Consider the following 13,669-nt stretch of genomic DNA (forward strand, 5'->3'; position numbering starts at 1 on the left):
AGAAATTTAAATTTAAAAGAATAGAATATATAAATATAGTGAGAAATAAAAAACCTTGGCTTGAATATTTTAAAGAGTTAAGGAGTGTTTTAATTAACGATTATAGTTTTGGTGATATATCTGTAAAGATGCCTCCGAATTGGTATAAATTGGTTGGGAGGAGTTTATGTATAGAGAATTAGTTGTTGCAGGCTATTTTTATCCTGCAAATAAGAGGGAGCTAATTAATTTTTTTGAGAATAATAGGGGTGATGCAACCCATAAGGATGTAAAATCAGCAATTGTTCCACACGCTGGTTATGTATATTCTGGTAAAACAGCCTTTAAGACCCTATCATCTATAGATATCCCAAGTACAGTTATACTAATTGGGCCAAATCACACAGGTTTAGGTGAGAGGGTATCAGTATATCCGGAAGGCTCGTGGGCATCACCTTTTGGCGATGTTGTTGTAAATAAAGGCATAACAGAAAAATTAATTGACAAAGAATTAGTTTTTGATGATTATTATGCTCATTTGAGGGAGCACTCTCTAGAAGTAGTTGTGCCAATGCTTAAGTATTTACGTAAAGATGTAGAGATAGTTCCAATTACAATTAAGGGTCTGTCTTTGAATGAATGTTTAGTGCTTGCAAAAAAGATTTCTACGATTTGCATGGAGTATAAAGGAGAGATATTAATAGTTGTTAGCTCTGATTTTAATCACTATGAAGATGCTGAAATTACTGATAAAAAAGATATGATTGCAATTGAGTGTATATTGAATATGGATCCAGTAGCTCTCTATGAAAAGGTAAACTTAAACAATATTACTATGTGTGGCTATATACCAGCAGTAATTGCTTTGCAAGGGAGTAAAGAGTTGGGGGCTAAAAAAGCTATATTAATTGAGCATACTCACAGCGGTTATGTATCAGGGGATTATAACCAAGTTGTTGGATATGCCGGCATAGTTATAATATAAAAGGGGTAATATATGAGTGTTGAAAAAGCAGTATTTCCCGTTGCAGGGTTTGGAACAAGGATGCTTCCAGCTACTAAAACTATCCCAAAAGAAATGCTTCCATTGATCGATAGGCCAATTATAGACTATTCTGTAAGAGAGGTTGTTGATTCTGGTATTAATAATCTTATATTTGTGACAAGTTCTAATAAAAAAGCGTTAGAAGACTATTTTGATAGAAACATGGAATTGGAAAGGTCACTTGAGGCTGGCAAAAAATATGACCTACTCAAAGAGATAAGAAGTTTTTCAGAGTTAGCTAATATTACCTATGTTAGACAACCCATTCAAAAGGGGTTAGGACACGCTATATCAATGCCGAAACATTTAATAGGAAATGATCCTTTTGCTGTTATTTTACCAGATGACGTTATAATCTCTGATAAGCCAGTTATAAAACAGATGATAGAATGTTATAAAGAGATTAAAGCTCCTGTAATTGGTTTAATGGAAGTAGATAAAAAGGATGCTAGTAAATATGGCATTGTTAGTATAGAAAAGAAGATTAATAATAGATTGTTTAAATTATCTGATATGGTTGAAAAGCCAGAGACTGACCCGCCTTCAAATTATGCAATTATTGGTAGATATATTTTGACAAGCAATATATTGCATAATATAGAAGAGATTGAAGAGGGAGCCCTTGGAGAGGTCCAGCTTACAGATGCACTAAAAAAAGAGGCAGAAAAGGGCGAGATATATGGATATGTGTTTGAAGGCAATCGCTATGATTGTGGTAATAAAATAGATTATTTGCGCGCTATAATTGAGTTGGCATATAATAAGCATGAACTAAAAGAAGAATTATACAATATAATAAATATGTTAGGTTTTAAAAATGGAAAATGAATTTGATGAAATTGTTGTAATTAGAGGGGTTTTAAGGAAAGAGACACATAATATAATAAAAAACTTGAAGAATTCTAGAAGGGAGATTACTGAAACACCTTTTCCACCTGTAGATATAGTAGTTTCAGATGATAAGGTTAAGATTTATTTTGAGTTGCCAGGTGTAAATATAGATGATATAAATCTTTTTCTCTGTGGCGATCTTTTGATTATTGAGGGAGTTAAAAAGTTGGAAAAAATACCATATAAGGTAAACTTTTTAAGAATGGAAAGAATAACAACTTCTTTTAGAAGGATTATTCATTTGCCTATAAAGATACGAGAAGATAACATAGAAGCTGTTTTGAAAAATGGTGTTTTATCAGTTGTTTTTATTAAAAATGAAGGAGGTTAAATTTTGGAAAATATATTAGAGAATATTAATATACCAGAAACACTGCCGCTTTTACCTATTAGAGATATAGTAGTTTTCCCCTACATGATAATACCTCTTTATGTGGGTAGAGAAAATAGTATTGCTGCAGTTGATGAGTCACTTAAAAGGGATAGATTGATATTTTTAACTGCTCAGAAAGAGGTTTCTATAGAAGAGCCTAAATTAGATGATCTATATTCTATTGGTGTTGTTGCATCGGTGTTGAGAATGCTTAAAATGCCCGATGGCCGTGTAAAAATACTCGTACAAGGTTTAAAAAGGTGTAAGATATTGGATGTTGTAAAAGAAAAACCCTTCTTAGAGGTTAAAATACTTGTATTAGAGGATGCTCAAGTTGAAATAACACTTGAAGTTGAGGCGCTTATTAAAAATACAAAAGAATTGTTGTCAAAGGCTGTAAATTTAGGCAAACAGATGCTTCCCGATTTATTGGCTGTTATAGAATCAATCGAGGACCCTGGTAAGCTAGCTGATATTGTAGTTGCTAATTTAGGATTAAAGGTAAAAGAACATCAAGAGATATTGGAGATTACAAATCCTGTAGATAGGCTTCAAAAGGTTAATGAGTATCTTAACAAGGAGATTGCTCTACTAGAAGTACAGCAGCGTATATTTAATAGAGCAAAGGGTGAGATAGATAAGAGCCAGAGGGAGTATTTTTTAAGAGAACAGCTAAAAGCAATAAAAAAAGAGCTTGGCGAAGATGAGGAAGGAGCTGAAATAAAGGAATTTACTGATAAAATAAATAAAACGAATATGCCCAAAGAAGTAAAAGAAGAGGCTCTTAAACAGGTCAATAGACTATCTAGAATGCATCCAGATTCTGCAGAGGCCACAGTTGTTAGAACATACATTGAATGGTTAGTTGAGTTGCCTTGGGATAATGAAACAGAAGACAATTTAGATTTAGAGCATGCAAAAAAAATATTAGATGAAGATCATTATGGTTTGAAAGATGTTAAGGAGAGAATATTAGATTTTTTAGCTGTTAGAAAACTAAATAAAAAAATGAAAAGTCCAATACTCTGTTTTATAGGGCCTCCAGGCGTTGGTAAAACATCTCTAGGTAAATCAATAGCACGTGCAATGGGCAGAAAATTTGTAAGGATGTCCTTAGGTGGTGTTAGAGATGAAGCTGAGATCAGAGGGCACAGAAGGACATATATTGGAGCTTTGCCTGGTAAGATCATACAAGGGATAAGGAATGCTGGCAGCAAGAATCCTGTTTTTGTTTTAGATGAAATTGATAAAATAGGTATGGATTTTAGAGGGGATCCATCTTCAGCACTTTTGGAGGTGTTAGATCCTGAACAAAATAACAGTTTTGTAGACCATTATTTAGGTGTTCCCTTTGATTTATCAAATGTATTTTTTATAACAACTGCTAACTATCAAGATCCTATACCGCCAGCACTTTTAGATAGAATGGAGGTTATAAGGATACCTGGTTATAGTGAAGAAGAAAAAATACAGATAGCAAAAAGGTTTTTACTGCAACGCCAGATTAAAGAGAATGGGCTTGATAAGACAAATGTGAAATTTAGTGATAATGCTATTAAATTGATTATTGAAGGGTATACTCGTGAGTCAGGATTAAGAAATTTGGAAAGACATATAGCTACACTATGTAGAAAGATTGCTAGAAAAGTAGCAGAAGGGAACAATAAAAAATTTATAATAGGCGAAAAGACTGTTGAGAAATATTTAGGTCCAAGAATATTTTTCAGTGAAGAAGAATTGAAGGCAAATGAGATAGGAGTGGCTACAGGCTTAGCATGGACACCATCAGGTGGTGAGGTATTATATGTTGAATGTACTAGATATCCTGGGAAAGGGGAATTGATTTTAACAGGACAGTTAGGTGATGTTATGAAAGAATCTGCGAGGGCTGCATTAACCTACGTGAGATCAATTGCTAATAAGTTTGATGTTAAGGCAAATGAGTTTAGTAAATATGATATACATTTGCATGTCCCAGCAGGTGCTATACCAAAAGATGGGCCTTCAGCCGGGGTAACTATGGCAGTTGCAATTTTGTCTGCCTTTGCACGCATTAAGATAAGGAGAGATGTTGCAATGACAGGTGAGATTACAATAACTGGTAAGGTTTTACCTGTTGGGGGCATAAAAGAGAAAGTACTTGCCGCTAGAAGAATTGGAATGAAAAAGATAGTTTTACCTAAAAAGAATGAGAAGGATATAGTGAATTTGCCTAATAACATAGCTAGGTCAATTCAATTTGTATTTGTTGAATCCTTTGATGAAATACCTGAAATAGCTTTTGAAAAAAATAAAACGAAGACAACAGTTTCATAATTAATGTGTGTTATTGCGGTAGCAAGTGGCAAAGGCGGTGTAGGTAAAAGTTTTATTGCATCAAATTTAGCATATTTAATTAGTAGAGAAAATAAGAAAACATTAATTGTTGATTTTGATTTGGGAGGTGCAAATTTACATCATTTTTATGGTATTTCTCCGTTAAAGAAAAATTTATATCACTTTTTAAGGGAGGGTTGTACTTTAGATGAAATAATATTTGAGGTAGATGAACAACTTTTCTTGTTACCTGGTTCAAATGGTATCTTAGGTATGCCTCACTTAAAAAATTATGAAAAGCATAGAATAGTTAAAAATATTTTTAATAGTAAATATGATTATGTCTTTGCTGATTTGGGAGCAGGCACAAACTATAATTTATTAGATTTTTTTAATATTTCTAGGTATAAAATAATAGTTATGACCTCGGAACAAACATCTCTTGAAAATGCATACAGCTTTTTAAAGGTAGCCTTCTTGAGAGGTATATTAGATATATTGAAAGGTGAAAAAAATATTGATATGATTAAAAAACAGGTTAGCTTTAGAAGTGGTAAAATTAGATATGTAGATGATTTAAAAGAGTTATTGAATAAGCACAATCCTGAGAGTCTAAACAAAATTGATGAATATGTAAAAAATTTTAAAGTAGGTATAATTTTAAATATGGTAAAAAATGGTAATGAACTAGATTTTTTATTACTCTTTGACTATATTGCAAAAAAATATCTTGGTTTTAGTGTTGATAAGTTAGGTTTTATACCCTATGATAAAAAAGTAAGCGATAGCATTAAGAAAGGGTTATTTTACTTTAAGAATGCTGACAAAGAATATAAAGATTGCTTTAATGATTTGAAAACTAATATGATATCTTTAATAAGTAAAAATTAGGGATTAAAAAATGAACAATAACTACTATTTAGAAGAAGTAAAAGATAGGGATCACATAGAAGAATATATTAAACTTTTAGGTTTTAGGCTTGGGGATGAAATATATGCTGTTGATGTTATGGATATCGAGGAAATTATAAGGGTTACCGAGATCACATCAATTCCTCGCGCAGATAAAAGTATATTAGGTGTTATAAATTTGAGAGGCAGGGTTGTGCCCGTTGTTGACTTGAGGATTAGATTTAATTTAGATAAATATGATTTTGATAAGAATACTAGTATTGTAGTATTAAATTTTAATGGAGAATATATAGGTTTTGTTGTGGATTCTGTTACTGAAGTTATGAATATTAATAAAAAAAATATAAATCCTAACCCACCACTTATTGGAACAGTTGGTCAAGAATATGTACTTGGTATATACAGGCTTGATGATACCATGGTTTTTATATTGGATATTAATAGAATTGTATTCCCTGGGGATAAATATGAAGTAAGTAGATTAAAAAAGGAGATAGAAGGGAAAGATCTTGAGGACAAGGAAAAGGTAGAAGAGAAAAAACCACGTGAGACAGAAGAAGAAAGAGAATCTAGAGAGGAGACGCCCAAAAGAAAAGAGAGAAAAGACTTAAAAGAGGAACAAAAAGATAGGGCGAAACAAGGAGAAAAAGAAAGAGGGAAAGAAGATAGAAAGCTAAAGGAGAAGGAGCCTACAGAGGAAAAAGATATTGATAAATTAATCGAAGAAGAGCTTAAAAAAAGAGAAAAAGAGACTGAAGAGTTAATAAAAAGGAAAAAAGAAGAGCAAAATAAGACAGATAGTAAAAAAAAAATAGATAATGACAACACTGAAGTTAAAGAAAATGAGGTAGCTCAAGAGAATATAGATCAAATGATTGCAGCTGAGCTAGGTGAGAAAAGGGAAGAAGAAAACAAGGAAGCTAAAGATATAAAAGAAGATGCTAGCGATAAAGTAGAAACTAGTGATAAGAGTGAAGATAAACCAAATATAAAAGAATTGAGAAAGATAGCTAAAAACATAATAGATAATGATAAAGTTAAAGGTGGCGAGGAATCTGATGAAAAAATTGAACAGTATGTAAAAGAATTAGAGCAAGCAAAGGATAAATATGAAAACCATATTAATGCCTTAATTAATGTAAAAAATATGTTGCCAAAGATTGAAAGGCAGCTAAGGGATGTAGATAGGGTAACAAGCAAATCTACCGATAAGCTTTTCAATGTTTTAGATTCATTTGGTCACTTTTATGAAGAATTATTGTTAGAACTTGATAATTTTAATATATATATTGAGGAAGATAATCTAAAAGATTTAGATGGTAAACTAGAGCAGTATGAAGAAGGTATAGAAGAATATAAGGAAGTATCATTACAGATTTATGAAGCCTTAGAATTTGAGGATATTAGTGATCAAACAATTAAAAGAATATTAAAGCTTGTCTCAGATGTTAAAGCTAATCTTTCCTCTATCTTAGGCTACATAAAAAAGAAAGAAGATAATGATAACCTTTTGAATCAAGGACAAATTGATAAAATATTGAATGATTTTGGTTTGGAATAAAAGGGCGCGTAGCTCAATGGGAGAGCACTGCCTTGACGTGGCAGGTGTTGGCGGTTCAATCCCGTCCGCGCCTAGTTTATTATTATTGACATTTATATATAATTTTTATATGTTATCAACCTTAATAATATGATTGTATATATTGATAAGAAAGAATTTAATATAAAAGATAATATTTTCAAAGTAAATGAACTATTAAGTTATTTAAACATTAATAGTAAAAGTATAATAGCTGTATCTATAAATGGGGTATATAAAGATCTGGATTCAGATATAGGAGATGGTGATAAGATTGAATTAATTTCAGCAGAGAATGAAAAAGCAATTGAAATTTTAAGACATTCAGCAGCACATTTAATGGCGCAAGCAGTAAAAAGGTTGTTTTCTAATGCAAAATTGGTTATAGGCCCTCCGATAGAGAACGGGTTTTATTACGATATAGATCTTGATATAAATTTATCGGAGAAAGATTTGCCCCTTATTGAAAAAGAGATGGATAATATTGTTCAAAGTGATTATAAGATTATTCGTGAGGAGTTGCCGAAAGAAGAGGCTATTGAATTATTTGGTAAAATTGGTGAGACCTATAAGATAGAATTATTAAAGGATATTAATGATGAATTTGTTAGTATATATAGGCAAGGCGAGTTTGTTGATCTCTGTAGAGGCCCCCATGTTCCCTCAACAGGATATATTAAACACTATAAACTGCTAAAAGTTGCAGGTGCTTATTTAAGAGGGGATTCAAGGAATAAGATGTTGCAGAGGATTTATGGGACAGCTTTCTTTAAGAAGAATGATTTAACAATATATTTAAATAGGCTTAAGGAGGCAGAAAAAAGGGATCATAGAAAATTAGGAAGGCAGCTTAATATATTTTTAATAGATGAGAAGGTGGGGGCAGGATTGCCTATATATCTTCCTAAAGGTGGTCTTTTAAGAGGGACTTTAGAAGAATTTGAAAAAAGTGAGCATTTAAAAAGGGGATATCAAATTGTTTACGGGCCTACCATTTTAAAGAAAGAGTTGTGGAAACAGTCTGGGCATTTAGAAAATTATAGTGATAGTATGTATTTTACAGAAGTTGATGGGGTTTCCTATGGTATAAAACCAATGAACTGCCTTAATCATATTATTATTTATAAATCTGATATTAGAAGCTATAGAGATTTACCTTTAAAATATTTTGAGCTAGGTACAGTTCATAGAAATGAGAAATCAGGTGTCCTACATGGTTTATTAAGGGTTAGGTCTTTCACCCAAGATGATGCTCACATTTTTTGCAGGGAGGATCAACTAACTAATGAAATACATAAAGTGATTGATTTTATTGATTATGTAATGGGTGTATTTGGGTTTAGCTATACCTTTACTATTTCGACAAAGCCTGAGAAGTATATAGGAAGTGATGAAGTGTGGGATATATCTACAAAATCTTTATTTGATGCATTAGATAATAGAGGTTTAACGTATAATGTTGCAGAAGGGGATGGTGCATTTTATGGTCCCAAGATTGATGTAACACTAACAGATGCATTGGGGCGTAAATGGCAATGTGCTACAATACAGTGTGACCTGAATTTACCTGATCGCTTTGATTTAAAATATATTGGTAAAGAAGGGAAAGAGCATAGACCAGTAATGATTCATAGGGTTATATTGGGCTCTTTAGATAGGTTTATTGGTATATTAATAGAACATTTTGCTGGTTTAATTCCTTTTTGGCTAGCACCTGTTCAAATAATTATCTTGACTATAGCAGATAGGCATATTAGTTATGCTAGAGAATTAGCAGATAGATTAATGGAGGATGGCTTTAGGATTGAGCTAGATATTAGAAATGAAAAAATTGGCTATAAAATAAGACAAGCTGTAGATCAAAAAATACCACATATAATTATAGTTGGAGATAAGGAGATTGAAAATAGAAGTATTTCTGTGAGAATACCAAAGGGTGTGCAAATAAATGATTTAAAATTACAAGAGTATAAAGATAATGTAGAATTTCTAAGAAGAGAGAAAAAACTAGATTTTTGGAGGTAATCTATAGGCAGAGAAAGTACAGACAAGAATGTTAGGATAAATGATAGGATTAATTATCCAAATGTGAGATTAATCCTTGAGGATGGCAAGCAATTTGGGGTTGTTAAAACTGAAGAGGCTTTGAATATGGCTAGAGAGAGAGGTTTAGATTTAGTTGAGGTTGCACCACAAGCTAAACCCCCAGTGTGCAGAATAATGGACTATGGTAAGTATAAATTTGAACAAGCAAAAAAGGATAAAGAAGCAAGAAAAAAACAAAGACTTCATCAAATAGAGATAAAGGAAATTAAGTTAAGGCCAAAAATTGATGAACATGATTATAATGTAAAACTAAAACATATAAAAAGATTTTTATCTGCAGGAAATAAAGTAAAGCTAACTGTTAGGTATAGAGGAAGGGAGAGAATATTTCAAGAACACGGTATAAGGCTTATTGAAAAGGTATTAGATGATGTGAGTGAACTAGGATTTGCCGAGAAAAAATCTTTAGAAAAGGGTAAACCCCATATTGTTATTATTGCTCCTAAAAATAATCTAAAAGCAGGAGGCGAAGGTGAGAAAAACTAAAACTCATAGTGGTGCAAAAAAAAGGTTTAAGATTACAGGAAACAATAAAATATTGTTTGGAAGATCAGGAACAAGGCATTTATTATCTAAAAAAAGTTCAAAAAGAAAAAGATATTTAAAGTTGCCAGCCGAATTTACAGGCAGAGAAAAAATAAAAATAAAGAAAATATTATCAGTGAGGTAAGGAGGTAGTTATGCCAAGGGCAAAAGGCGGATTTAAAACTAGGAGAAGAAGGAAGAAATGGCTTTCATTGACCAAAGGTTTTAGGGGAGCCCCAAATAATGTATATAGACTATCTAGGCAGGCTGCAGAAAGAGCTCAGGCCTCTGCTTATAGGGGGAGGAAACAGAAAAAAAGAGACTACAGAAGATTGTGGGTTATTAGATTAAATGCAGCTCTTAGAGAAGAGAATATCTCGTATAGCAGGTTTATACACCTATTAAGACAAAATAATATAGATATTAATAGGAAAGCTTTATCTGAATTATCTATTAATGACAATGAATCATTCAAAGCTCTTGTTAAAAAAGTAAAAAGCATGGATTAATGGATAGAATTTTTTTAGAAGAGATTGAGAATATAAATACTTACAAAGATGAAATAGGTGCTGCAAATAATCTTGAAGATCTTTATAGTGTAAAACTTAAGTATTTGGGTAAAAAAGGCATAATAACAAGTTTAAATAAGAATTTGAGAGATATCCCAAAAGAGGAGAGGCGAGATTATGGTAGAATAATCCAAGAAACGAGGAAGGATTTTGAAAGGTTATATTTAGAAAAAGAAAGAGAATTAAAAAGAAAAGCTCAAAATGAGAGATTAAAAGGCGAGTTTATTGATGTATCTTTGCCAGGATTTCCCTTTTCATGTGGCTGCATTCATCCAATAACACAAATTTACTATAAAATTGTTAATATATTTGTTTCAATGGGTTTTGAGATCGCTGAGGGTCCTGAGGTAGAGAAAGAATTCTATAATTTTGAAGCCTTAAATATTCCTAAAGACCATCCAGCTAGGGACATGCAAGATACTTTTTATATCGACCAAGAATTATTATTAAGAACCCATACCTCTCCTGTGCAGGTAAGGGTAATGGAAGGTAAAAAACCTCCCATTAGAATAATTGCTCCAGGAAAAGTTTATAGATGTGATAATGATATTAGTCATACACCTATGTTCCATCAAGTTGAGGGTCTTTTTGTTGATAAAGATGTAACCTTTGCAAACCTTAAGGCAACATTAATTAGTTTTATTGAAAAACTATTTGAGGATAAGAGACCTGTTAGATTTAGGCCAAGCTATTTCCCTTTTACTGAACCAAGCGCAGAGGTTGACATAGGTTGTGTAGTTTGCGATGGAAAAGGGTGTAGGCTTTGTGGGAATACAGGTTGGCTTGAAGTATTAGGTTGTGGCATGGTCCATCCAAATGTATTTAAAGCTGTGCATTTAGATGCTAATAAATATAGTGGTTATGCCTTTGGCTTAGGAATTGAAAGAATTGCAATGTTATTATATCGCATTAATGATATAAGATTATTTTTTGAGAACAATCTTAATTTTTTGAGGCAATTTTGATGTTATTCTCCAAAAGATGGGCAGAACAATTCGTTGATATATCAGATTTAAGCACTAATGATATAGTTGAATCTCTGACAATGGCAGGCCTAGAGGTTGAATCCTATGATGAACTTTTTGATGTTAGTGACGTAGTAGTTGCTCAGATTCAAGAGTCTGAAAATATACCCTCAAGCTCTAGTCTAAAATATTGCAGGATTTATGACGGTACAAAGGAATATAATGTAGTTTGTGGGGCACCCTCTGCAAAAAAAGGATTAAAAGTTGCCTTTGCAAGACCCTTTGCGAGATTGGCTAATAATAAGGAGATTAAACCATTAGTTATTAGTGGTATAAAATCTGAAGGAATGTTGTGTTCTGCAGCAGATTTGGGATTAGAATCAAAAAGTGATGATCTTTTAATCTTAGATGATAAATATGATTTAGGTTATGATGTTAATAATATCATTGAATTACCTGATACAATCTTTGATGTGTCAATTACACCAAACAGGGGTGATCTTTTAAGCATAAGAGGTATTTCTAGAGAGCTTGCGTCAATTTTTGGAAAAGAGTTTAGAGATATTTCCTTTAATTTAACCTCAGACTTGAGTGAATCTGAATTTGATAGTTTTAGTGTAAATGTAGAGGATAGCATTAATTGTCCTCTTTATATTGGTAAGATAATCAAAGATGTTGAGATTAGCAATTCACCTACTATTATTGCATCACGATTAATAAAACATGGGATAAATATAATAAATAATGTAGTTGATATTTCAAATTATATATTAATAGAAACTAATCAACCACTACATACCTTTGATTTAGATTTATTAGAAGGAAATATTATTGTTAGAAAAGCAAGAAGTGGGGAAAGACTAAAGCTTTTAGATGGTAGAGAAATATTATTAACTAGTGATGAGTTAGTTATTGCTGATAGCAAAAAACCTGTTGCTCTAGCTGGTATAATGGGGGGTGAAAATTCAGCCGTTAATAATAGTACTTCAAATATATTTTTAGAGAGTGCTTTTTTTGATAGTAGAATAGTAAGAAGGACTTCTAAGAGGTTTAATATATCAACAGATGCTTCCTATCGTTTTGAGAGAGGGATTGATATTGGTGAAGTTGAAAGACTAGCTAACTACACATCTTTATTTTTGCAGAGCTTTGCCAGTGGCAAGATATATAAAAAAACTTATAAGTGTCAGAATGTAAATATAGATAAAAGAAACGTTTATTTTAATTATGATAATATAAATAAATTATTGGGATGCAATATTGACTATAGTAAACAAAAGGAGATCTTAAATAGTTTAAATATAGAAATCTTAGAGCATGCTGAGGGGCATATTGCAATTGTTCCAACATATAGAAATGATCTTGAAAGACAAGCCGATCTTGCTGAGGAAGTTGCTAGGATATATGGTTATAATAATATTCCTGTTACACTTCCACAAATTTCTATTGATAATAATCCACCATCTATTTATGTACAGGAGGTTAGAAATCTTAGATATTTATTAAAAACACTTGGATTTTCAGAGGTCATTAATTATTCCTTTATTGATAGTGACTATTTAAATAACTTTGATAATACTAAGAATTTTTTAAAGCTAAAAAATCCCCTATCTAAGAAAATGGATGTATTGAGAACCCATATCTTTCCTTCACTAATTAGCAATATAGCATTAAATATTAGGAAGGGTTTTAGGAATATCAATGTTTTTGAGATATCTAAAATCTATACTAAATATAATAATGGAGTTAGAGAAGAGGAACACCTTTCTTTTGCAATAACTGAAGAATTTTGGCCTATCAATTGGATTATGAAAGAAGAGGTTGATGGTTTTTATATTATTAAAGGTGTATTATCAAATATCTTACACTCTTTCAATATAGATTATTCTGTAAAAAGGGTTGAGGACTTATTGGCTTTTCTACACCCAGGCAAATCTGGTAAAATTGTTATAGATAATAAAGAAGTTGGATTTATTGGTGAGGTGCACCCTGATTTGATAAATGATTTAGAATTGAGGGGTAGGGTTTTTATTGTAGAATTAATTTTGGATAAAGTATTTAGCAATCTAAGAGTTAGACAAGTTTCTTATAAACAATTTTCACAATATCCGCCAGTTTATAAGGATTTAAGTATTGTTGTAAGGGATAATATATTGGCAGAAGATGTAATCTTATTTATCTATAAGATATCAGATAAAATAAGTAGCGTTGATTTATATGATGTATATAAGGGTAAGGGGATTAAAGATAACGAAAGGAGTTTGACCTTTAGGATAACCTTTTCAGATATGAATAAAACCCTAACTGACAATGAAACAAATAATATATTAAATAATATAATTGATTGTGTTACTAAAGAATTTCAGGCTGAATTAAGATAGTGACTGTAGGGCTTTGATAAGATTTAAT

Annotated in this window: 13 protein-coding genes and 1 tRNA gene; all 14 read left to right on the plus strand. The window is 31.7% G+C overall.

Annotated features, from left to right (window positions below):
* Positions 1-182 (plus strand): hypothetical protein (locus tag SVN78_01100; GenBank protein ID MDY6820204.1); only part of this gene is annotated, 182 nt, incomplete at its 5' end.
* Positions 167-964, plus strand: a complete 798-nt coding sequence (gene amrB / locus SVN78_01105) for an AmmeMemoRadiSam system protein B (protein ID MDY6820205.1) — start codon at positions 167-169, stop codon at positions 962-964. The genes SVN78_01100 and amrB, both read left to right, overlap by 16 nt.
* Positions 965-976: 12 nt before the next feature.
* Positions 977-1,852: a UTP--glucose-1-phosphate uridylyltransferase GalU gene (gene galU / locus SVN78_01110; protein ID MDY6820206.1), complete on the plus strand. Its 876-nt coding sequence runs from the start codon at positions 977-979 to the stop codon at positions 1,850-1,852.
* A complete protein-coding gene (locus tag SVN78_01115) occupies positions 1,842-2,246 on the plus strand; it encodes an Hsp20/alpha crystallin family protein (GenBank protein ID MDY6820207.1) in 405 nt (134 codons plus the stop codon). The genes galU and SVN78_01115 overlap by 11 nt, the downstream gene beginning before the upstream one ends.
* Before the next feature lie 3 nt (positions 2,247-2,249).
* Positions 2,250-4,604: an endopeptidase La gene (lon, locus tag SVN78_01120; protein MDY6820208.1), complete on the plus strand. Its 2,355-nt coding sequence runs from the start codon at positions 2,250-2,252 to the stop codon at positions 4,602-4,604.
* Positions 4,605-4,607: 3 nt separating this feature from the next.
* Positions 4,608-5,495 (plus strand): AAA family ATPase, encoded by an 888-nt coding sequence (locus SVN78_01125; GenBank protein ID MDY6820209.1) that lies wholly within the window; start codon positions 4,608-4,610, stop codon positions 5,493-5,495.
* A 10-nt stretch (positions 5,496-5,505) separates the two neighbouring features.
* Positions 5,506-7,077 (plus strand): chemotaxis protein CheW, encoded by a 1,572-nt coding sequence (locus tag SVN78_01130; GenBank protein ID MDY6820210.1) that lies wholly within the window; start codon positions 5,506-5,508, stop codon positions 7,075-7,077.
* A 2-nt stretch (positions 7,078-7,079) separates the two neighbouring features.
* Positions 7,080-7,151, plus strand: a tRNA-Val gene (locus tag SVN78_01135).
* A gap of 55 nt (positions 7,152-7,206) precedes the next feature.
* Positions 7,207-9,120 carry a threonine--tRNA ligase gene (thrS, locus tag SVN78_01140; GenBank protein ID MDY6820211.1) on the plus strand — a complete coding sequence of 638 codons (1,914 nt, stop codon included), beginning with the start codon at positions 7,207-7,209 and terminating at the stop codon, positions 9,118-9,120.
* Between the two features lie 3 nt (positions 9,121-9,123).
* Positions 9,124-9,687, plus strand: a complete 564-nt coding sequence (gene infC, locus SVN78_01145; protein MDY6820212.1) for a translation initiation factor IF-3 — start codon at positions 9,124-9,126, stop codon at positions 9,685-9,687.
* Positions 9,674-9,871, plus strand: coding sequence for a 50S ribosomal protein L35 (rpmI, locus tag SVN78_01150; GenBank protein MDY6820213.1), 198 nt, complete (start codon positions 9,674-9,676; stop codon positions 9,869-9,871). Before infC ends, rpmI begins: the two co-directional genes overlap by 14 nt.
* A gap of 10 nt (positions 9,872-9,881) precedes the next feature.
* Entirely contained in the window at positions 9,882-10,235 is a 354-nt protein-coding gene (gene rplT, locus SVN78_01155; GenBank protein MDY6820214.1) for a 50S ribosomal protein L20, read from the plus strand.
* A complete protein-coding gene (gene pheS / locus SVN78_01160) occupies positions 10,235-11,260 on the plus strand; it encodes a phenylalanine--tRNA ligase subunit alpha (GenBank protein ID MDY6820215.1) in 1,026 nt (341 codons plus the stop codon). Before rplT ends, pheS begins: the two co-directional genes overlap by 1 nt.
* Positions 11,260-13,641, plus strand: coding sequence for a phenylalanine--tRNA ligase subunit beta (pheT, locus tag SVN78_01165; GenBank protein MDY6820216.1), 2,382 nt, complete (start codon positions 11,260-11,262; stop codon positions 13,639-13,641). Before pheS ends, pheT begins: the two co-directional genes overlap by 1 nt.
* The last annotated feature ends 28 nt before the right edge of the window (positions 13,642-13,669 follow it).

The organism is Deferribacterota bacterium (genome assembly GCA_034189185.1).
In the GTDB taxonomy this organism is placed as follows: Bacteria; Chrysiogenota; Deferribacteres; order Deferribacterales; family UBA228; genus UBA228.

Bases quoted from the DNA above. Each gene is read 5' to 3' on its own strand.
- amrB (MDY6820205.1), top strand. From the start codon at position 167: ATGTATAGAGAATTAGTTGTTGCAGGCTATTTTTATCCTGCAAATAAG.
- galU (MDY6820206.1), top strand. From the start codon at position 977: ATGAGTGTTGAAAAAGCAGTATTTCCCGTTGCAGGGTTTGGAACAAGG.
- SVN78_01115 (MDY6820207.1), top strand. From the start codon at position 1,842: ATGGAAAATGAATTTGATGAAATTGTTGTAATTAGAGGGGTTTTAAGG.
- SVN78_01125 (MDY6820209.1), top strand. From the start codon at position 4,608: ATGTGTGTTATTGCGGTAGCAAGTGGCAAAGGCGGTGTAGGTAAAAGT.
- SVN78_01130 (MDY6820210.1), top strand. From the start codon at position 5,506: ATGAACAATAACTACTATTTAGAAGAAGTAAAAGATAGGGATCACATA.
- thrS (MDY6820211.1), top strand. From the start codon at position 7,207: ATGATTGTATATATTGATAAGAAAGAATTTAATATAAAAGATAATATT.
- rplT (MDY6820214.1), top strand. From the start codon at position 9,882: ATGCCAAGGGCAAAAGGCGGATTTAAAACTAGGAGAAGAAGGAAGAAA.
- pheS (MDY6820215.1), top strand. From the start codon at position 10,235: ATGGATAGAATTTTTTTAGAAGAGATTGAGAATATAAATACTTACAAA.
- pheT (MDY6820216.1), top strand. From the start codon at position 11,260: ATGTTATTCTCCAAAAGATGGGCAGAACAATTCGTTGATATATCAGAT.